Annotated in this window: 20 protein-coding genes; 2 read left to right on the top strand and 18 right to left on the bottom strand. The window is 61.3% G+C overall.

Annotated elements, in window-relative coordinates; translation table 11 throughout:
- Positions 1 to 44 precede the first annotated feature (44 nt).
- From ntrC to dusB, 3 genes are read right to left on the bottom strand one after another with little or no spacing between them, the layout of a single operon-like run.
- Positions 45 to 1496: a nitrogen regulation protein NR(I) gene (gene ntrC, locus QTL94_RS18310; RefSeq protein WP_065694350.1), complete on the bottom strand. Its 1452-nt coding sequence runs from the start codon at positions 1494 to 1496 to the stop codon at positions 45 to 47.
- Entirely contained in the window at positions 1493 to 2647 is a 1155-nt protein-coding gene (locus QTL94_RS18305; protein WP_065694349.1) for a two-component system sensor histidine kinase NtrB, read from the bottom strand. The genes ntrC and QTL94_RS18305 overlap by 4 nt, the downstream gene beginning before the upstream one ends.
- On the bottom strand, positions 2644 to 3636 hold the full coding sequence (dusB, locus tag QTL94_RS18300; RefSeq protein WP_289802874.1) for a tRNA dihydrouridine synthase DusB: 993 nt from the start codon (positions 3634 to 3636) through the stop codon (positions 2644 to 2646). Before dusB ends, QTL94_RS18305 begins: the two co-directional genes overlap by 4 nt.
- Before the next feature lie 171 nt (positions 3637 to 3807).
- On the opposite strand from dusB, the gene QTL94_RS18295 reads away from it, so the two are divergent.
- Positions 3808 to 5031, top strand: coding sequence for a bifunctional 2-C-methyl-D-erythritol 4-phosphate cytidylyltransferase/2-C-methyl-D-erythritol 2,4-cyclodiphosphate synthase (locus QTL94_RS18295; RefSeq protein WP_289802774.1), 1224 nt, complete (start codon positions 3808 to 3810; stop codon positions 5029 to 5031).
- Positions 5028 to 5528 carry a CinA family protein gene (locus QTL94_RS18290; protein ID WP_289802773.1) on the top strand — a complete coding sequence of 167 codons (501 nt, stop codon included), beginning with the start codon at positions 5028 to 5030 and terminating at the stop codon, positions 5526 to 5528. The genes QTL94_RS18295 and QTL94_RS18290 overlap by 4 nt, the downstream gene beginning before the upstream one ends.
- Here QTL94_RS18290 and QTL94_RS18285 read toward each other — a convergent pair.
- The 15 genes from QTL94_RS18285 to QTL94_RS18215 all read right to left on the bottom strand — a co-directional run bounded on the left by QTL94_RS18285 (position 5519) and on the right by QTL94_RS18215 (position 18486).
- A complete protein-coding gene (locus QTL94_RS18285) occupies positions 5519 to 5962 on the bottom strand; it encodes a type II toxin-antitoxin system RatA family toxin (protein WP_113520992.1) in 444 nt (147 codons plus the stop codon). The two genes, QTL94_RS18290 and QTL94_RS18285, sit on opposite strands and share 10 nt — an antisense overlap.
- Positions 5963 to 5971: 9 nt before the next feature.
- The gene (locus tag QTL94_RS18280; RefSeq protein ID WP_289802772.1) at positions 5972 to 6544 is read right to left on the bottom strand and encodes a P-loop NTPase family protein; all 573 of its coding nucleotides are present in this window, start codon (positions 6542 to 6544) and stop codon (positions 5972 to 5974) included.
- Between the two features lie 72 nt (positions 6545 to 6616).
- On the bottom strand, positions 6617 to 7591 hold the full coding sequence (gene lipA / locus QTL94_RS18275; protein ID WP_018899982.1) for a lipoyl synthase: 975 nt from the start codon (positions 7589 to 7591) through the stop codon (positions 6617 to 6619).
- Positions 7592 to 7630: 39 nt separating this feature from the next.
- Entirely contained in the window at positions 7631 to 7879 is a 249-nt protein-coding gene (locus QTL94_RS18270; protein WP_047510257.1) for a GlsB/YeaQ/YmgE family stress response membrane protein, read from the bottom strand.
- A gap of 14 nt (positions 7880 to 7893) precedes the next feature.
- Complete coding sequence (locus QTL94_RS18265; RefSeq protein ID WP_018899984.1) at positions 7894 to 8148, bottom strand: GlsB/YeaQ/YmgE family stress response membrane protein; 255 nt, start codon at positions 8146 to 8148, stop codon at positions 7894 to 7896.
- A 76-nt stretch (positions 8149 to 8224) separates the two neighbouring features.
- Positions 8225 to 9670 (bottom strand): dihydrolipoyl dehydrogenase, encoded by a 1446-nt coding sequence (gene lpdA, locus QTL94_RS18260; protein ID WP_289802771.1) that lies wholly within the window; start codon positions 9668 to 9670, stop codon positions 8225 to 8227.
- 15 nt (positions 9671 to 9685) lie between these two features.
- Positions 9686 to 10267, bottom strand: coding sequence for a GNAT family N-acetyltransferase (locus QTL94_RS18255; protein ID WP_289802770.1), 582 nt, complete (start codon positions 10265 to 10267; stop codon positions 9686 to 9688).
- Positions 10268 to 10269: 2 nt separating this feature from the next.
- The gene (locus QTL94_RS18250; RefSeq protein ID WP_289802769.1) at positions 10270 to 10911 is read right to left on the bottom strand and encodes an SGNH/GDSL hydrolase family protein; all 642 of its coding nucleotides are present in this window, start codon (positions 10909 to 10911) and stop codon (positions 10270 to 10272) included.
- Positions 10912 to 10930: 19 nt separating this feature from the next.
- Positions 10931 to 12277, bottom strand: coding sequence for a pyruvate dehydrogenase complex dihydrolipoamide acetyltransferase (locus QTL94_RS18245; RefSeq protein WP_289802768.1), 1347 nt, complete (start codon positions 12275 to 12277; stop codon positions 10931 to 10933).
- An 18-nt stretch (positions 12278 to 12295) separates the two neighbouring features.
- Positions 12296 to 13678 (bottom strand): pyruvate dehydrogenase complex E1 component subunit beta, encoded by a 1383-nt coding sequence (locus QTL94_RS18240; protein ID WP_289802767.1) that lies wholly within the window; start codon positions 13676 to 13678, stop codon positions 12296 to 12298.
- Positions 13679 to 13695: 17 nt separating this feature from the next.
- Complete coding sequence (pdhA, locus tag QTL94_RS18235) at positions 13696 to 14742, bottom strand: pyruvate dehydrogenase (acetyl-transferring) E1 component subunit alpha (RefSeq protein WP_113520999.1); 1047 nt, start codon at positions 14740 to 14742, stop codon at positions 13696 to 13698.
- Positions 14743 to 14888: 146 nt separating this feature from the next.
- The gene (locus QTL94_RS18230; protein WP_065694335.1) at positions 14889 to 15209 is read right to left on the bottom strand and encodes an FtsB family cell division protein; all 321 of its coding nucleotides are present in this window, start codon (positions 15207 to 15209) and stop codon (positions 14889 to 14891) included.
- A 137-nt stretch (positions 15210 to 15346) separates the two neighbouring features.
- Positions 15347 to 16621 carry a phosphopyruvate hydratase gene (eno, locus tag QTL94_RS18225; RefSeq protein WP_065694334.1) on the bottom strand — a complete coding sequence of 425 codons (1275 nt, stop codon included), beginning with the start codon at positions 16619 to 16621 and terminating at the stop codon, positions 15347 to 15349.
- Positions 16622 to 16762: 141 nt separating this feature from the next.
- Complete coding sequence (kdsA, locus tag QTL94_RS18220; protein WP_289802766.1) at positions 16763 to 17605, bottom strand: 3-deoxy-8-phosphooctulonate synthase; 843 nt, start codon at positions 17603 to 17605, stop codon at positions 16763 to 16765.
- Complete coding sequence (locus QTL94_RS18215; protein WP_289802765.1) at positions 17602 to 18486, bottom strand: VOC family protein; 885 nt, start codon at positions 18484 to 18486, stop codon at positions 17602 to 17604. Before QTL94_RS18215 ends, kdsA begins: the two co-directional genes overlap by 4 nt.
- Between the last annotated feature and the right edge of the window lie 49 nt (positions 18487 to 18535).

The following is an 18535-nucleotide window of genomic DNA, read 5'->3' as shown; positions in this document are numbered from 1 at the left end:
AAGCAACGCATTGTGGCGAAAATGCAACGCAGTCGGTCACATTGTCAAGCTGTGCGGGAGCTTCTGTAGACCGAAACGCCGAGCTCTCTGATCTTCTTTCGCAAGGTATTGCGGTTAAGACCAAGCAGATCGGCCGCCTTGATCTGGTTGCCGCGCGTGGCGGTCAACGCAGCCAGAATCAGGGGGTATTCCATTTCCGTCAAAACCCGGTCGTAGAGGCCCGGAGGCGGCAGATTTTCGCCAAAAGTTGCGAAATACGTCCGCATATTCTCTTCGACCGCCTGGGCGATCGTGATGTCGCCGTTGCGGATCGGCCCCTTCTCGATCGGGCTGTCTGGAACGTCCGAACGGAGCTCAGCCTCGATGATTTCGCGGGTGATTACATCCTGTGGATAAAGCGCCATCAGACGCCGGATCAGGTTCTCCAGCTCACGCACGTTCCCCGGCCAGGCGTAGGCCTTCATCAGTTCCAGCGCTTCCTGATCGAAGCGCTTGGTGCCGAGACCTTCCTTTTCCGCCTGCTGGATGAAGTGGCGGACGAGATCCGGGATGTCTTCTGCGCGGTCGCGCAGCGGCGGCAGGCGCAGCGGCACGACGTTGAGGCGGTAGTAAAGGTCTTCGCGGAAAAGGCCCTGGTTGATAGCCTGTTTCAGATCCTTGTTGGTCGCGGCGACGATGCGGACATCCGTGCGGATCGGCGTGCGGCCGCCCACGGTCGTATATTCGCCCTGTTGCAGGACGCGCAGGAGGCGCGTCTGGGCGTCCATCGGCATGTCGCCGATTTCGTCCAGGAACAGCGTACCACCTTCCGCCTGCTCGAAACGTCCGGTCGAGCGCGTCTGCGCGCCGGTGAAAGCGCCCTTCTCGTGGCCGAAGAGTTCGGATTCGATCAGATCGCGAGGAATGGCAGCCATGTTGATGGCGACGAAAGGACCGTTGCGGCGTTTGCCGTAATCGTGGAGTGCCCGAGCAACCAGTTCCTTGCCGGTACCGGACTCGCCGGTGATCATCAGCGTCAGGTCGGTTTGCATGAGGCGCGCGAGCACGCGGTAGATTTCCTGCATCGCCGCAGAGCGACCGACCAGCGGCATCCCGTCCTGCATGTCCTCGTCGAGCTTGGCAGGCTTGCGCTTCGGCTCGGCAAGAGCACGACCGATGATGCCGATCAGTTCGGTCAGATCAAAGGGCTTCGGCAGGTAGTCATAAGCCCCCTTCTCCGACGCCTTGATCGCCGTCATGAAGGTGTTCTGCGCGCTCATCACCAAGACCGGGAGATCAGGGCGCGCCTTCTTGATGCGCGGCAGCAGATCGAAGGCATTTTCGTCGGGCATGACCACGTCGGTCACCACCAGATCGCCCTCACCCGCCGATACCCAGCGCCACAGCGTTGCGGCGTTGGAGGTGATACGCACGTCATAGCCGGCGCGGCTCAAGGCCTGATTAAGCACGGTACGAATTGCCGCATCATCATCTGCGACGAGGATCGTTGCTGTCATCGAGAAGGTCCTGTGGGGTTCATGGTCGTTGCATCCTCAAGCGACGCATCCTTGGATGCGGGCATGAGGACACGGAAGGTCGTCTTGTAGTTCTGGCTGTCGCACTCGATAATGCCGCCGTGGTCACCAATGATCTTGGCGACAAGCGCCAAGCCAAGCCCGCTTCCATTCGTCTTGGTGGTGATAAACGGATCGAAGAGGTGCGGCAGCAAATCGGCCGGCACGCCGGGTCCATTGTCCTGAACGCAGAATTCGAGCGGCAGCGAGATCTTTTCGCGCGTACCGGCAACCGACAGGCGGATACCGGGGCGATAGGCCGTCGTCAGAACGATTTCGCCGTCCGGCCGGTCACCGATGGCTTCAGCAGCGTTCTTGACGAGGTTGAGGAATACCTGAACGAGCTGATCGCGGTTCGCATAAACCGATGGCAGCGAGGGGTCGTAGCTTTCAGTAATCTTGAGATGACGCGCGAAGCCTGCCTTGGCCACAGCCTTCACGTGGTCAAGCACCGAATGGATATTCACCGGGACGCGATCAACGGGACGCTCGTCGGAAAACACTTCCATGCGGTCGACCAGGGAGACGATGCGATCCGTCTCGTCGCAGATAAGACGCGTCAAGGCACGGTCGTCATCGACCGCCGACTGCTCCAGAAGCTGGGCCGCCCCGCGAATACCCGAGAGCGGATTCTTGATTTCATGCGCCAGCATCGACGCTAGGCCTGTAACCGAGCGGGCGGCTGCGCGGTGCGTCAACTGCCGATCGATCTTGTCGGCCATCGAGCGTTCCTGGAAGACGATCACAACCGATCCCGGCTCGCTGATGACAGGCGCCACGTAGATATCGACCAGCTTGTCCTGCCCAAGTCGCGGCGAACTCAGATCGACGCGATACTCGTTGATCGGAGCACGCCGTTCCCGCACCTGATCGATCAGGGCAAGGAGCGGGCTTCCGAAAGGAATAAACGTCGAGATCTTGTAGCGCGCCAGATGCGCGGCGCTGGCGCCGAAGAACGCCTCAGCCTCCCAGTTGGCAAAGGCGACGAGGCCTGCCTCGTTGACCATGACGACAGGGTTCTGGATGGCATTCAGCACAGCCATGGCAACCGCGCTGCCCGCGTGGTCGGCAGCTACCGGCGTATCGTTTGTCATGCGGCCTCCCGATTTTCGGTTTTCGATGTTGCGGCCATCAGCGCATCGCGGAACCGTTGCGAAACGTCGCGGGGATCTCGCGCTGTCATGATCGCTGCCTTCTCGGTTGCCGTTATGGCGGGTGCGAAGCGCTCGAGGTACCAGCCGAGATGCTTGCGCGCATGGCGCACGGCAACTGCCTCGCCATAAAACTCCAGCATCATCCTGTAATGCTCGACCGCGATGTCGGGAATCTCCCAGGACTGCGGCTCTTGCGCGCCGGCCAGCACGCCCGCGTGCCACGGTCGCCCCTGGCAGCCTCGTCCGATCATCACCGCATCCGCACCCGACCGGCGAAGAATTTCCTGCGCGTCCTCGCTTGTTTCCACGTCGCCATTGGCAACGAGCGGAATGCGGAGCACGTCACGAACCGCACGAATCGCGTCCCAGTCTGCATGCCCTTCGTAAAACTGCATGCGCGTACGACCGTGGATCGTCACCAACTGCACGCCAGCGTCCTCGGCGCGCTTTGCTATGTCAGGCGCGTTGATCGAATTTTCGTCCCAGCCAAGCCGCATCTTCAGTGTGACAGGAACATCGACCGCCTTGACCGTTGCCTCGATGAGACCCAGCGCGTGGTCCGGATCGCGCATCAGCGCAGAGCCGGAATAGCCGCCGATGACCTTTTTGGCGGGGCAGCCCATGTTGATGTCGATGATATCGGCGCCATGATCCGCCGCGATCTTTGCGGCCTCCGCCATCCAATGCGCTTCGCGTCCCGCGAGCTGCACCATGTGCGGCTGAAAGCCCGCGGCCTCCAGTCGCGCCCAGGATTCGGAGGTGTTGTTGACAAGCTCCCGGCTCGCCACCATTTCGGTCACCACGAGGCCGGCACCGTAGCGCCACGCTAGCTGCCGGAACGGCATATCCGTCACTCCGGACATCGGCGCCAGCACGACGCGATTGCGCACGGCAACATTTCCGATACGCAAAGGTGATGCGAGGTCCATATCAGTCAATTGATTATCTTTCAGGCACGCCAGGTGGGTGCACTATTTTTAGACATGTTTGAAGGGCTTGCCAAGGGGGCAGTGTCCGAATTGATATTTTTCGGGCAAATGCTGGAATTCGGTGCGCCAAGCCGTTAGAGCACCAGTACAAATTCTGCTTTTTGGGGATTTATGCCGCAAATGCATCAAAAGCAACCGATATCGGCTGGGGTTGTCATCGTCGCTGCCGGACGCGGAGAACGCGCCGGGGCACCCGAAGAAGGGCCGAAGCAATATCGCCCCATCGGCGGCAAGCCAGTCATCGCCCATACGCTCGATGTATTCCAGACCTGGGACCGGGCGAAGCGCATCGTCGTGGTGATTCACCCTGACGACAAGGCGCTCGTTGCTGCTGCACTTTCGACGGTCCCCTCCGCGGCAAAGGTCACGATCGTTCACGGCGGAGCGACGCGACAGCAATCGGTTCTGGCGGGTCTGCGTGAACTCCAGGCTAGCAGCGACATCACACATGTCCTGATCCACGATGCCGTACGGCCATTCTTCGACCATGCGCTGCTCGATCGGGTCGCGGACGCTTTGTCGGGGGGCGCCACCGCTGTTCTGCCAGCCACGCCGGTTGCGGACACGCTGAAACGTGCCGGCCCATCCGGCGATGTCATCGAGACGGTGCCGCGGGCTCAGCTTTACGCGGCCCAAACGCCTCAGTCCTTCGCCTTCGAGACCATTCTGTCGGCGCATGAGAAGGCAGCTGGCGCGGAGCGCACCGATTTCACCGACGATGCCTCCATTGCCGAATGGGCCGGTATCGAGGTCAAGATCGTCGACGGATCACCGGATAATGTGAAACTGACAGTAAGGCGGGACATCGATATGGCCGACCAGAGACTTTCCAGGCAACAGCTTCCCGACGTGCGTACCGGCAACGGCTACGACGTCCACCAGCTGGAAGCCGGCGATGGCGTGACGCTGTGCGGCGTCTTCATTCCGCACGACCAGAGGCTGAAGGGACACTCCGACGCCGACGTTGCGCTGCATGCGCTGACCGACGCGCTGCTGGCCACTTGCGGCGCCGGCGATATCGGCGACCACTTCCCACCATCGGATCCCCAATGGAAGGGTGCGCCATCGCGCATCTTCATCGAACATGCGGCCAAGATCGTTCGCGAACGCGGCGGTACGATCATGAACGCCGACGTATCACTCATCGCCGAAGCGCCGCGCGTCGGCCCGCATCGCGATGCAATGCGTGCCAATCTGTCGGAATTTCTCGGCATTTCCATAGACCGCTGCTCGGTCAAGGCGACCACGAACGAGACTATCGGCTTCGTCGGTCGGCGCGAAGGCATTGCAGCGATTGCCACTGCCACTGTCGTCTATCAGGGCAAGGAACCATGAGCCTCTTTTCCTCCGACATCATGTCGCAAGCCGAGGCGATCGTTCGCGCGTTCACCTCGGTCGGCCAGATGATTTCCACGGCCGAGTCCTGCACCGGCGGCCTGATCGCCGGCGCACTGACCGAAATACCGGGCTCGTCGGCCGTGGTGGATCGTGGTTTCGTCACCTATACGAACACCGCCAAGATGGAGATGCTTGGCGTGCAGGAGACGACGCTTGCCCGCTACGGCGCGGTCTCGGAGGAAACTGCCCGGCAGATGGTGCACGGCGCCCTCTTCCGCTCCCGCGCTGATATCGCGGTCGCGGTGACGGGTGTGGCGGGACCAGGTGGTGGTTCGGCTGAAAAGCCTGTCGGGCTTGTTCACCTCGCCGCCAAGTCCCGCACATCAGGGCTTGTTCATCAAAGGATGCTCTACGGCGATATCGGACGCGATCAGGTTCGGCTCGCAACCGTCAGGACAGCGCTCGAGATGATCCGCCAGCTCGCTCAGCTGTAGATCTTGCCGGCCCGCGTCTCGAAGGCTTCCGAGAACATGCGGAAGGCTCGATCGAACATCGAGCCCATCAGGGCACCGAGGATACGGCTCTTGAATTCGTAGTCGATGAAGAAATGGACGTTCGAGCCGCTCGCGGTATCCTCGAAGCGCCAGCGGTTGTCGAGGTACTTGAACGGCCCGTCGATGTATTTGACATCGATGACCCGCTCCGCCTTGTTCAGCAGCACTTGGGTCGTGAAGGTCTCACGGATCGCCTTGTAGCCGACGGTCATGTCGGCAATCAGCAGGATCTTGCCGTCGCGTTCCTTGCGGCTCCGTACGACAAGCCCTTCGCAGAGCGGCAGAAATTCCGGATAGCGCTCGACATCGGCGACGAGGTCGAACATCTGTTCAGCGGAGTGCGGGACGGGACGATGCGTTTCGAACTGAGGCATGAGCGGCAGTTAAGCGGGAGCGCCGAGAAGATCAAGAAGATGGTTCACGTCTCGCCGGCTTTTCAGCTGAAAAACCGGGACATCCGGGCCGTGCCTGTCGAGCCCGGCAATCACCAGCGGCACAAACCGCTTCTCGAACGTCCAGATGTAGGTCAAAAACTCCCTGTCCGGCACGCGCTCCAGGCATCCTGAAGCCATGTCCGGCCGCGTCTTGCCGAAATGAAAGAATGCGCGCTTGCAGATCCCCCACAGGCAGAGCCAACGGGGCATGCGCACCCAGATGACCAGTTGGGTGCGCGGGACACGGAGGTCGAAGGTGGATGGGCCGGTACCGTCCATGAGCCAGCGTTCGGTGCCAACGACATCGCTGATCAAGCGGCGCTCTTCGTCCTTGGAGCGCTTGATCCAACCGGGGAGCCAGAAGAACTCCTTGTCCATGGAGAAGTATGGCAGATCGAGCCCGCGACTGAGCTTTCGCGACAAGGTGCTCTTGCCGCCGCCAGAACAACCGATGATCATGATACGCTCGGATTGTCGCAGCAATCCGGCGGCTTTGCCGATGTCGTTGATGTAAGCCGGCATCCTCGTCGCTCCTGCAAACAAAAAGCCGCGGGAAGATCGCCGCGGCTTTTAGAAAATGCAAGCGTTCGCTGATTATTCCGCAGCCACCAGCAATTTTTTCTCGCGGGCCGCGCGCAGGCGAGCGAAGTCGTCGCCGGCGTGGTGCGAGGAGCGGGTCAGCGGGCTGGAGGCGACCATCAGGAAGCCCTTGGTGTAGGCGACCGTCTCGTAGGACTTGAATTCCTCGGGCGTGACGTAGCTCATGACCGCGTGGTGCTTGCGGGTCGGCTGCAGGTACTGGCCGATCGTGAGGAAGTCGACGTCGGCGACGCGCAGGTCGTCCATCAGCTGCAGCACTTCGTTGCGCTCCTCGCCGAGGCCGACCATGATGCCCGACTTGGTGAACATGGTCGGATCCAGTTCCTTCACCCGCTGAAGCAGGCGAACGGAGTGGAAGTAGCGGGCGCCGGGGCGGACAGTGAGATAGTTGCCCGGAACGGTCTCCATGTTGTGGTTGAAGACGTCGGGCTTGGCGGCGACGACGCGCTCCAGCGCACCCGGCTTCTTCAGGAAGTCAGGCGTCAGGATTTCGATCGTGGTCGTCGGAGACGCAGCGCGGATCGCCCAGATCACCTTCTCGAAGTGCTCGGCGCCGCCGTCTTCCAGATCGTCGCGGTCGACGGAGGTGATGACGACGTGGCTGAGGCCCATCTCCTTGACGGCCTTCGCCACGCTCTCAGGCTCGGCCATATCAAGCGCGTTCGGCTTGCCGGTCGCGACGTTGCAGAAGGAACAGGCGCGCGTACAGATCTCGCCCATGATCATGAAGGTGGCGTGCTTCTTATCCCAGCACTCGCCGATATTTGGGCAGCCGGCCTCCTCGCAGACGGTGACGAGCTTGTGCTCCTTCACGATCGAGCGGGTTTCGGCGTAGCCCTTGGAGGTCGGCGCCTTGACGCGGATCCAGTCCGGCTTGCGCATGACTTCCGTGTCCGGGCGATGCGCCTTTTCCGGGTGCCGCACGCGCTTTTCAGCGCTTGGATTGATCCTGTCGAGAATAGTTACCATCAATAACCTGCCTTCAAACCGCCGAAACGGCCTCTTTCGTCAGCGTCTGACGAGTTTTGCCAGAAATAGCAAGATACAAGAGCCGATGAAACCCGTCACAAGGTAACCCTGCCAACCGCTGGCGACATAGATGCCGGCGCGGGCAAATATCGCGCTGCCGATGACAGCACCGACGATGCCAATGACGATGTTCATCAAAACGCCGAAGCGTATGCCCATCAAAATGCCCGCGAGCCAGCCCGCCAAGCCGCCGACGATGATCGCCGTAATCCAGCCCACACCTTCCATGCAGTCCTATCCCCTCAAGCTATCGCCCTTGCGATCAACACCACGATGATGGCGCCGACAGTGGCGTGAATGATCTGCACCACGATGGCGCTGTCTATGCCCAGGTTGATCCCCAGCGCGTTGAAGAGGAAGCCTCCGACGAACGCGCCGATGATGCCGCTGAGCAGGCACCGTATCAATCCGCCTCCGCCAACGATCAGGCTGGCGAGGAATCCCGCGACCAGACCGATCAGGAGGAAGATGACGAGTGCCTGCGTACCCATAGACATGATGATTTCCTTTCGCTTTTTCCAGTCCGGGACCGGATGGAATCCAATCCCTCATAGAGAGCAGCGAAGAAAATTATCAAGCGTTCAGGACACGACCATAAGCATCCAAAACCGCTTCCTTCATGGTTTCGGAAACCGTCGGATGCGGGAAGATGGTGTGCATCAGTTCTTCTTCGGTCGTTTCCAGGTTCATGGCAACGACGAAGCCCTGGATGAGTTCGGTGACTTCGGCACCGACCATGTGGGCGCCGAGCAGTTCGCCGGTCTTCTTGTCGAAGATCACCTTGCAGAGACCCTGGTCTTCGCCGAGCGCGATCGCCTTGCCGTTGGCGGCAAAGGAGAAGCGGCCGACGCGGATGTCGCGGCCGGCTTCCTTGGCCTTGGCTTCCGTCAAGCCGACGGAGGCGACCTGCGGGTGGCAGTAGGTGCAGCCGGGGACCTTGCCCTTGTCGGTGGCGTGAACGTTCGGCAGGCCGGCGATCTTCTCGACGCAGACGACGCCCTCATGCTCGGCCTTGTGGGCGAGCATCGGCGGGCCGGCGACGTCGCCGATGGCATAGATGCCTGATATGTTGGTCTTGCCGTAGCCGTCGATCACGACGCAGCCACGGTCGGTCTTGACGCCGACGGCTTCGAGGCCGAGGTTTTCGATGTTGCCCTGGACGCCGACGGCCGAGATCATGCGATCGGCAACGATCTGCTGAACCTTGCCGTCAGCCGTCTCGACGTGAGCGGTGATGCTGTCAGAGGCCTTTTCGACCTTGGTGATCTTGGCGCTGGTGATGATCTTCATGCCGCGCTTTTCAAGCTGCTTGCGGGCGATCGCGGTGACTTCGACGTCCTCGACCGGCATGATCGTCGGCATGACCTCGACGACGGTGACGTCGACGCCCATCGAGCGGTAGAAGCTTGCAAACTCGATGCCGATGGCGCCGGAACCCATGACGATCAGCGACTTCGGCAGAGCTGCCGGCTTCATCGCCTCGAAATAGGTCCAGATCAGCTTGCCATCGGGCTCAATGCCCGGCAGCGCGCGCGGGCGGGCGCCCGTGGCGATGATGATGTGCTTGGCGTTATAGGTGCCCTCGCCCTTGATGTTCTTCGGAACCGGGTTCTGCGGCTCGACGACAGGCTTGGAGGACTTGCCGACGACGATCTCGCCGGGCTTGGTGATCTTGGCTTCGCCCCAGATCACGTCGACCTTGTTCTTCTTCATCAGGAAACCGACACCGCCGTTGAGGCGGGCCGAGACGCCGCGCGAGCGGGCGACGACGGCCTTGACGTCGGCCGACATCTTGCCTTCGAGCACGAGGCCGTAATCCTTGGCGTGGTTGGCGTGGTCGAGAACCTCGGCCGAGCGCAGCAGCGCCTTAGTGGGAATGCAGCCCCAGTTCAGGCAGATGCCGCCCAGATGCTCGCGTTCGACGATCGCGGTCTTGAGGCCAAGCTGGCTTGCGCGCACGGCGGCGACATAGCCGCCGGGGCCGGAGCCGATGATGATGACGTCGTAATTCTCAGCCATGTTTTCCTGCCTTTGTTATCGGGCGTCGCGGGTGAGAAGCACCCACTCGTGTTTCCTGCTGCTTTCGAAAAGAGACATTGCGTTTTGGCGCGCCGCTTCCGAAAATCCATTCTTCTTGTAAAGCGACAGAGCCGCTTCATTGTCACTTGCGGTAATCAGGCTGACCGGCAGCATCCCTGCCCTGTCGATCTGACCTTTCAGTATTTCTCGGCCGATCCCGATGCCGCGCAGATGGCTGTAGACGCCGAGCGTTGCAATGAACCAGCTGCCAACAACCATCTTCTGCAGGTCGATCACCGGCTGCAGCGCCACGCGGTCGACCTCCATGTTCTCAACGTCCTCGCCCAGCGCGTAGCCGATCGCCGCGCCCGCCGTCTCTCCGTATGCTTCGGCCAGCACCGCGTGGCGCCATGTGCCGTAGCCTTCGTCCTGACGCATCTTCAGCCGGCCAAGCTCCATTGGCGTATCGCTGCCGGTGCCGCCCAGTTCACCCAGCCAAAGCCAGGACGCGAAACCATGCGAGGCAATGTCCGAGAGGATCGCCAGTTCGGCCGCGTCATCCCGTGTGGCGGGACGCAGCGTCACGAAAGACGCCACGGTCAAAGCCCCAACATCATCCGCACGGTCGATTCCATGCCGCGCCCGAGAGCGCGGGTATTGTCGGCGTCGAGATGGATGCCGTCGAGCGGCGTCGTCTCGGCGACCGAATTGCCGTCGAAGAAGCCGCAGCCGAGCTCATCGGCGAGATCACGATAGAGCGTTGCCAGCATCGCCGATTCCTCGATGCCACCGACGAAGGAGGCCGCGAAGGGAACGTTTGCCGTTTCGCAGATCCTCGGTGGTGCGACGATCAGGATATCCGGCACGTCGAAATCGAACGGCCAGGCGTGGTTACGGATCAACCGCACCAGCCGGGCGATGCCCTGGCAGGCGGCGAAGGCCGATCCGGCCACGACATTCTTCATGTCGTTGGTGCCGAGGAGCAGAATAACGAGATCGAGCGGCGCATGCGTCTGCAGGATCGTCGGCAGGACGCGGGCGCCGTTGCGGTCGCAATCGGCCAGATGGTCGTCGAAGGCGGTGGTACGGCCGTTCAATCCCTCGGCGATGATCCTGACCTCGTTGCCGAGTGCAGCCTGAAGCGCACTCGGCCAACGATCCTTGTACTCGTGACGACCGACGGACGCGGCGTCATAACCCCAGGTCAGGCTATCACCATAGCAAAGAACGGTCTTCGTCATTTCCGCCTCCGCCGTTTGATCAGACAAGCATGCCCATCGGGTTTTCGATGTAGCCCTTGAACGCCTGCAACAGCTCCGCGCCCAATGCGCCATCGACGCAGCGATGGTCGGTCGACAGCGTGACGGTCATCACGGTTGCGACAGCCAATTGGCCATTCTTGACGACGGGGCGCTGCTCGCCCGCGCCGACCGCGAGGATCGTTGCGTGCGGCGGGTTGATGACGGCTGCGAAGTGCTTGACGCCCATCATGCCCATGTTGGAGACAGACGAGGTGCCGCCCTGGTATTCCTCAGGCTTCAGCTTGCGGTCCTTGGCACGCTTGCCGAGGTCGCGCATCTCGTTGGAGATCGCCGACAGGGTCTTTTCCTCGGCCTTGCGGATGATCGGGGTGATCAGGCCGCCGGGGATCGAGACAGCAACGCCGACATCGGCGTGCTTGTGCTTGACCATGTTGGCTTCGGTCCAGGAAACGTTGGCATCCGGAACGTCGCGCAGTGCAAGCGCCATGGCCTTGATGACCATGTCGTTGACCGACAGCTTGTAGGCCGGCGCGCCCTCCTTGCGGGGAGCGGCGTCGTTGAGCTGGGCGCGCAGCGCCAGCAGCGCATCGAGCTCGCAATCGACGGTGACGTAGAAGTGCGGCACGGTCTGCTTGGATTCGACCAGACGCTTGGCGATGACCTTGCGCATGCCGTCATGCGGCACGAGTTCGTAGGAACCCGGCTCGAACAGCTTGAGAACGGTCTCGTCGGAAGCGCCCTTCGGTGCGGCGGCAGGAGCCGATGCGGCAGCCTGCGGAGCAGCGGCAGGCGCAGGCGCAGCCTTGGCGCCGCCACCGGCGACGGCAGCTTCGACGTCACTCTTGACGACGCGGCCATGCGGGCCGGAGCCTGCGACAGCTGCGAGATCGATACCGGCTTCCTTCGCCAGACGACGCGCGAGCGGCGAGGAGAAGGTGCGGTTGCCCGTGGAAGCAGCGGCGGGCGCTGCTGCTGGTGCAGGAGCAGGAGCAGCGGCCGGAGCCGGAGCGGCTTCGGCCTTTGCCTCGGCCTTCGGCGCTTCAGCAGCCTTCGGTGCCGGAGCAGCAGAGCCAGCGCCGCTTGCTGCGGCGGCGACATCTTCGCCATCGGCAGCCAGAACGGCGATCAAGGCATTGACCTTGACGCCTTCGGTGCCGGCGGGAACGACGAGCTTGGCGACGACACCTTCGTCGACCGCTTCGACTTCCATCGTCGCCTTGTCGGTTTCGATCTCGGCGATGACATCGCCAGACTTAACCGTATCGCCTTCCTTGACCAGCCACTTGGCGAGGTTGCCCTCTTCCATGGTCGGAGACAGGGCAGGCATCGTGATGTTGATAGGCATCGAAATACCCTTCCCTTGTTACTTGTAGCAGACGGCTTTCACGGCCTGGACGACTTCGTCGACGCTTGGCAGCGCGAGCTTTTCGAGGTTGGCGGCGTAAGGCATCGGAACGTCCTTGCCGGCGATCGTCAGAACCGGCGCATCGAGATAATCGAAGGCCTGCTGCATGACGCGGGTGGCGATTTCGGTACCGACCGAGTTCTGCGGGTAGCCTTCCTCGACGGTGACGAGACGGCCGGTCTTCTTGACCGATTCGATCACGGTTGGCAGGTCCATCGGACGCAGCGTGCGCAGGTCGATCAGTTCGACGTCGATGCCGATCTTTTCGAGTTCGGCGACAGCCTTGGTGGCATAGGTCATGCCGATACCGAAGGAGACGATCGTGACGTCCTTGCCCGGACGGTGGATGCGGGCCTTGCCGATCGGGAGAACGAAGTTGTCCATCTTCGGCACGTCGAAGTGCTGACCGTAGAGGATTTCGTTTTCAAGGAAGACGACGGGGTTCGGATCGCGGATCGCGGCCTTGAGCAGGCCCTTGGCGTCGGATGCCGTGTAGGGCATGACGACCTTGAGGCCCGGGATCTGGCTGTACCAGGCCGAGTAGTCCTGGCTGTGCTGGGCGCCGACGCGGGCAGCGGCACCGTTCGGGCCGCGGAACACGATTGGAGCGCCCATCTGGCCGCCGGACATGTAGAGCGTCTTGGCGGCGGAGTTGATGATCTGGTCGATCGCCTGCATGGCGAAGTTGAAGGTCATGAACTCGACGATCGGCTTCAGGCCGGACATCGCAGCACCGACGCCGACGCCGGCAAAGCCGTGCTCGGTGATCGGGGTGTCGATGACGCGGCGGGCGCCGAATTCCTGCAGCAGACCCTGGGTCACCTTGTAGGCGCCCTGGTATTCGGCCACTTCCTCGCCCATGACAAAGACGTTGTCGTCGGCGCGCATTTCCTCGGCCATGGCGTCGCGGAGCGCTTCGCGCACGGTCATGGAGACCATTTCGGTGCCGGCGGGGATTTCAGGATCGTTCGGAACCTGAGCCTTCGGCTCAGCCGGAACCGGAGCTGCGGCAGCAGCAGGCGCTTCAGCAGCCTTGGGTGCCTCAGTGGCGGCCGGTGCGGCAGCAGCAGGTGCAGCCGAGATGTCGGATGCGGATTCGCCGTCCTGCAGGAGAACAGCGATCTTGGCGTTCACCTTGACGCCTTCGGTTCCAGCCGGAACCAGAAGCTTGCCGATGACGCCTTCGTCGACGGCTTCGACTTCCATCGTCGCCTTGTCGGTTTCGATTTCGGCAATGATGTCGCCGGAGGTGACCTTGTCACCTTCCTGCTTCAGCCACTTGGACAGCGTGCCTTCTTCCATCGTCGGAGAGAGGGCGGGCATGAGAATATCGATTGGCATGGGTCTACCCTCCCCGATTACAGCAGAATGTCGGTGTAGAGCTCGGATGCATCCGGCTCCGGTGCGGCTTGGGCGAAGTCGGCGCTATCGGCGACGATGTCGCGAACGTCCTTGTCGACCGCCTTGAGATCGTCCTCTGAGGCCCAGCCCTTTTCGATGAGGCGTGCCTTGACCTGCTCGATCGGGTCCTGCTCGGAGCGCATCTTCTGCACTTCTTCCTTGGAGCGATACTTGGCCGGGTCGGACATGGAGTGACCACGATAGCGATAGGTCAGCATTTCGAGAATGATCGGACCCTTGCCGGAACGGCAATGCTCGAGCGCCTCGTCGGCCGCAGCCTTGACGGCGCGAACATCCATGCCGTCGACCTGAACGCCCGGAATGCCGAAGCCGGAGCCGCGCAGCGAGTAGTTCGACTGCGCCGTGGCGCGGGCCGTGGACGTACCCATGGCGTAGCGGTTGTTCTCGATGATGTAGATGATCGGGAGCTTCCAGAGAGCAGCCATGTTGAAGCTCTCGTAGACCTGGCCCTGGTTGGCAGCGCCATCGCCGAAATAGGCGATCGAGACGCTGTCATTGCCACGGTAGCGGTTGGCGAAGGCGAGACCGGTACCGAGCGACACCTGGGCGCCGACGATGCCGTGACCGCCGTAGAAATGCTTCTCCTTGGAGAACATGTGCATCGAGCCGCCCTTACCACGGGAGTAGCCGTCGATGCGGCCGGTCAGCTCGGCCATGACGCCGCGGGCGCTCATGCCGGTTGCCAGCATGTGACCGTGGTCGCGGTAAGCGGTGATGACCTGGTCGCCTTCCTTCTGCGCCATCTGCATGCCGACGACGACAGCTTCCTGGCCGATATAGAGGTGACAGAAACCGCCGATGAAACCCATGCCGTAAAGCTGGCCGGCCTTCTCTTCGAAGCGGCGGATAAGCAGCATCTCGCGATAGGCCTTCAGCTCCTCGTCGCGATCGAAATCGGCGACGGGGCCGCCATTCGATGCCTTAGCTGCTGGTTTCGCGCTGGTCTTGCGGCTGGAAACGGTCGCGTTTTTTCGCGGCGCCATTCAACCCTCCCTATGGGTTTATCGGTTCTTAGGTGGCGCGTACCATAGGGAAGAAATTTCGCCACAGCAATGCCATAAATGCATGGCTCGTATTCGGCGTTAAACTACTGATAAATATATGCTTATTTCGATTAACTTGTTTTCGGTTAATTCGAATAATGATTGAATATGACGATCTCGTCGGCACGAGAAAAATTGAGCTGAAGACGCGCTTTTTCGTCCAGCATATCCTTGTCCATCGAGCCATCACTCAGCAGCGCAACCTGCCTCTCGAGATGCTCGCGCTTGTCTTTCAGGGTTGCCAGCTCCCTCTCCCGGGCGATGCGCGTGCGCTCAAACACCTCCGTTGCGCGCAGGCCGTAATCGCCATGGATGCAATGATAGCCGAAATAGGAGAGAAACGCGACAGTCATCGCCGGAATGACGAAACGGCCGATCTTTTTCTTCTTATGGTGCTTGGTCCACATACACGCATCTCGAAACGCATTACCCTTGCGAACGAGACTACCGGCCAGAGATTAACCGTCCGTTGACTATGAACGCAGCGCAACAAAAAACCCGCGCCGAGTGAGGCGCGGGTTCCAAATGCTTGAAATCAGATGGCTTAGCCGCGAAGGATCGAACGGCCGGCGTACTGTGCCTGCGGGCCAAGGCCTTCTTCGATGCGGATCAGCTGGTTGTACTTGGCGAGACGATCCGAGCGCGACAGCGAGCCGGTCTTGATCTGACCGCAGTTCGTCGCGACAGCGAGATCGGCGATCGTCGAATCTTCGGTTTCGCCCGAACGGTGCGACATGACGGCGGTGTAGGCTGCTTTGTGCGCGGTGTTGACGGCGTCGAGCGTTTCCGTCAGCGAGCCGATCTGGTTGACCTTGACGAGGATCGAGTTGGCGACGCCCATCTTGATGCCGTCGCGCAGGCGAGCCGAATTGGTGACGAAGAGATCGTCGCCGACCAGCTGAACCTTCTTGCCGGCCAGATCCGTCAGAGCCTTCCAGCCATCCCAGTCGTCTTCAGCCATGCCGTCCTCGATCGAGATGATCGGGTACTGGGCAGCGAGCTGCGCGAGGTATTCAGCCATGGCGCCCGGCTCCAGCGTGCGGCCTTCGCCTTCGAGAACGTACTTGCCGTCCTTGAAGAATTCGGTCGAGGCGCAGTCGAGGCCGAGATGGATGTCTTCGCCAGGCTTGTAGCCGGCTTTCTCGATCGACTTCATGATGAAGTCGAGGGCTTCAGGTGCGCTCTTCAGGCCCGGTGCGAAACCGCCTTCGTCGCCGACGTTGGTGTTGTGGCCCTGGGCGGCCAGTTCCTTGCGCAGCGTGTGGAAGACTTCCGAGCCCATGCGAACGGCTTCGCGGATGGAATCAGCGCCAACCGGCAGGATCATGAATTCCTGGAAGTCGATCGGGTTGTCGGCATGCGCGCCGCCGTTGATGATGTTCATCATCGGAACCGGCAGCAGGTGAGCGGAAGCGCCACCAACGTAGCGATAGAGCGGCAGGCCAGCAGCTTCTGCGGCAGCCTTGGCAACAGCGAGCGAAACGCCGAGGATGGCGTTGGCGCCGAGGCGCGACTTGTTCGGCGTGCCGTCCAGCTCGATCATGATGTTGTCGATCTGGATCTGGTTTTCAGCGTCGATGCCGCCGATGGCGTCGAAGATTTCCGTGTTGGCGGCTTCGACGGCCTTTTCAACACCCTTGCCGAGGTAACGCTTGCCACCATCGCGAAGTTCGACGGCCTCATGCGCGCCGGTCGACGCGCCCGACGGAACCGCCGCGCGGCCCATGCTGCCATCTTCCAGATAGACATCGACTTCGACCGTGGGATTACCACGGCTGTCGAGAATCTCGCGGGCGATAATGTCGGTAATTGCGGTCATCGGCTTTTCCTGCTTGAGAGTGGATAAATCGTTTGAAATCCGTCTTAATCGAAGATGCGCAAATTACAATGGCGCTTTGCGCATGCTTCGCAGCGATGTTCGTGCGTGGCCTATTACACGAACATGTCAGTCTTTTGAACGTCAGCCTTTCGCGATCGCGTCGAAGGCCAGGAGCTTTTCGAGAAGCCTCGGCATATCCTTGAGATAGACCATGTTCGGACCGTCCGACGGCGCGTTGTCAGGATCTTCGTGCGTCTCGACGAACACACCGGCGACACCGACGGCAACGGCCGCGCGCGCCAGCGTCTCGACAAACTCGCGCTGGCCACCGCTGGAACCACCCTGCCCGCCGGGTTGCTGGACCGAATGCGTGGCATCGAAAACCACAGGGGCGCCCATCGCCGCCATGATCGGCAGCGAGCGCATGTCGGAGACCAGCGTGTTGTAACCGAAAGACGCGCCACGCTCGCACAGCAGGATGTTCGGATTGCCGCTCGAATTCAACTTGTTGAGGACGTTCTTCATGTCCCAGGGTGCGAGGAACTGCCCCTTCTTCACATTGATCGTGCGACCCGTCTTGGCGGCGGCGACCAGAAGATCGGTCTGGCGGCTGAGGAAGGCCGGAATCTGCAAGATATCGACGACGGTGGCGACTTCGGCGCACTGTTCTTCGGTGTGAATGTCGGTCAGGACAGGGAAGCCATATTCCTTCTTGAGATCGGAAAAGACCTCAAGCGCCGTTTCCAGGCCGATGCCGCGCTGGGCGGACAGCGACGTGCGGTTCGCCTTGTCGAAAGACGACTTGTAGACGAGACCGATGCCGAGCTTGTCGCAGAGTTCCTTCAGCACGCCGGCAATCATGAACGCATGATCACGGCTCTCCATCTGGCAGGGGCCGGCGATCAGCGAGAGCTTGCCGGCGTTCGAAAACACCACCTGGCTGGTACCCTGGCCGACGGCTACTTCGGAATTTGTCTGGCTCATCGTTTCTCCTCGAAGGCGAAGAGCGCGCCCTGCCCGGACGCAGCCTTCACCAGAATTCGATTGTTCTTACGCGTGTAAGTGATCCCGTTAGCAGCCAAATGTGCTTCTGTCACGGCGAGATCAGCAACCTTGTAGACAATGCCGACCCCACGCAGACCGCGATCCGCGCTGGGCGCGACGAGATCGAAATAGGCATTCAACCCATCCGCCGACAAAATGCTGATGCGCACGTTCGGAGTGGCAAGGCTGATACCAAACGCCTCCTCCCGCACCGACGCCACGCCGGAGGCAAAACGCAGGAATGTGGCGAACGCCTTCGGATCCGGTGCCGCCAGCACGATCTCGGCGATACCGGTCACGCCGTTGACATGTGTCTCAAGCGCCTTGCGGTCCGTTGGCAGAGGATTGATCCGCTGGCAGGTGAACAGAAAGAAATCAGGGGCGCGAAGATCGGCGGCAAAGGCAAGCCGAAAGGCTGCGGTCGTCTCGGAACCATCCGGCATCTTCATCGGCCGAGCAAACTGCAGCATTTCGCCGCCGCTTATCCTGTCGGCGTGGAAGCGGGCGTGATCTCGATCGGCATCGGCGGTGCCGAAGACCACTGCCGAGAGACCGTCATCGCCGCAGCGGAAGCGAAAAGCACGATCGCGCGCAGTGAAGACGTTGCCCTTTTTGACCGACGTTTCATACGCATCGGCGCTCGCGATGCCGAGCGGCTCGAGGTATGTTTTGTCGGCGAAGAAGATGCAGGCGTTTTCGGTTCCGAACGGGTGGCGCGCATCCGCCGCGACGGTGAACCCAAGCTTGCCGAGACGCTCCCTGGCAAGGTCGATATTGGCGACGGGCAGCACCACGTGGTCCAGCGGATGAGCTTCACTCATGGCAGATCCTCTCCCGAAATCGCGAATGATGTGCGCTGCTAAGCGAGAC

The organism is Rhizobium sp. S96, assembly GCF_030382195.1.
In the GTDB taxonomy this organism is placed as follows: Bacteria; Pseudomonadota; Alphaproteobacteria; order Rhizobiales; family Rhizobiaceae; genus Rhizobium.
Note: the sequence above shows the minus strand (reverse complement) of the source record. Positions and strands in the feature narration are given on the sequence as shown.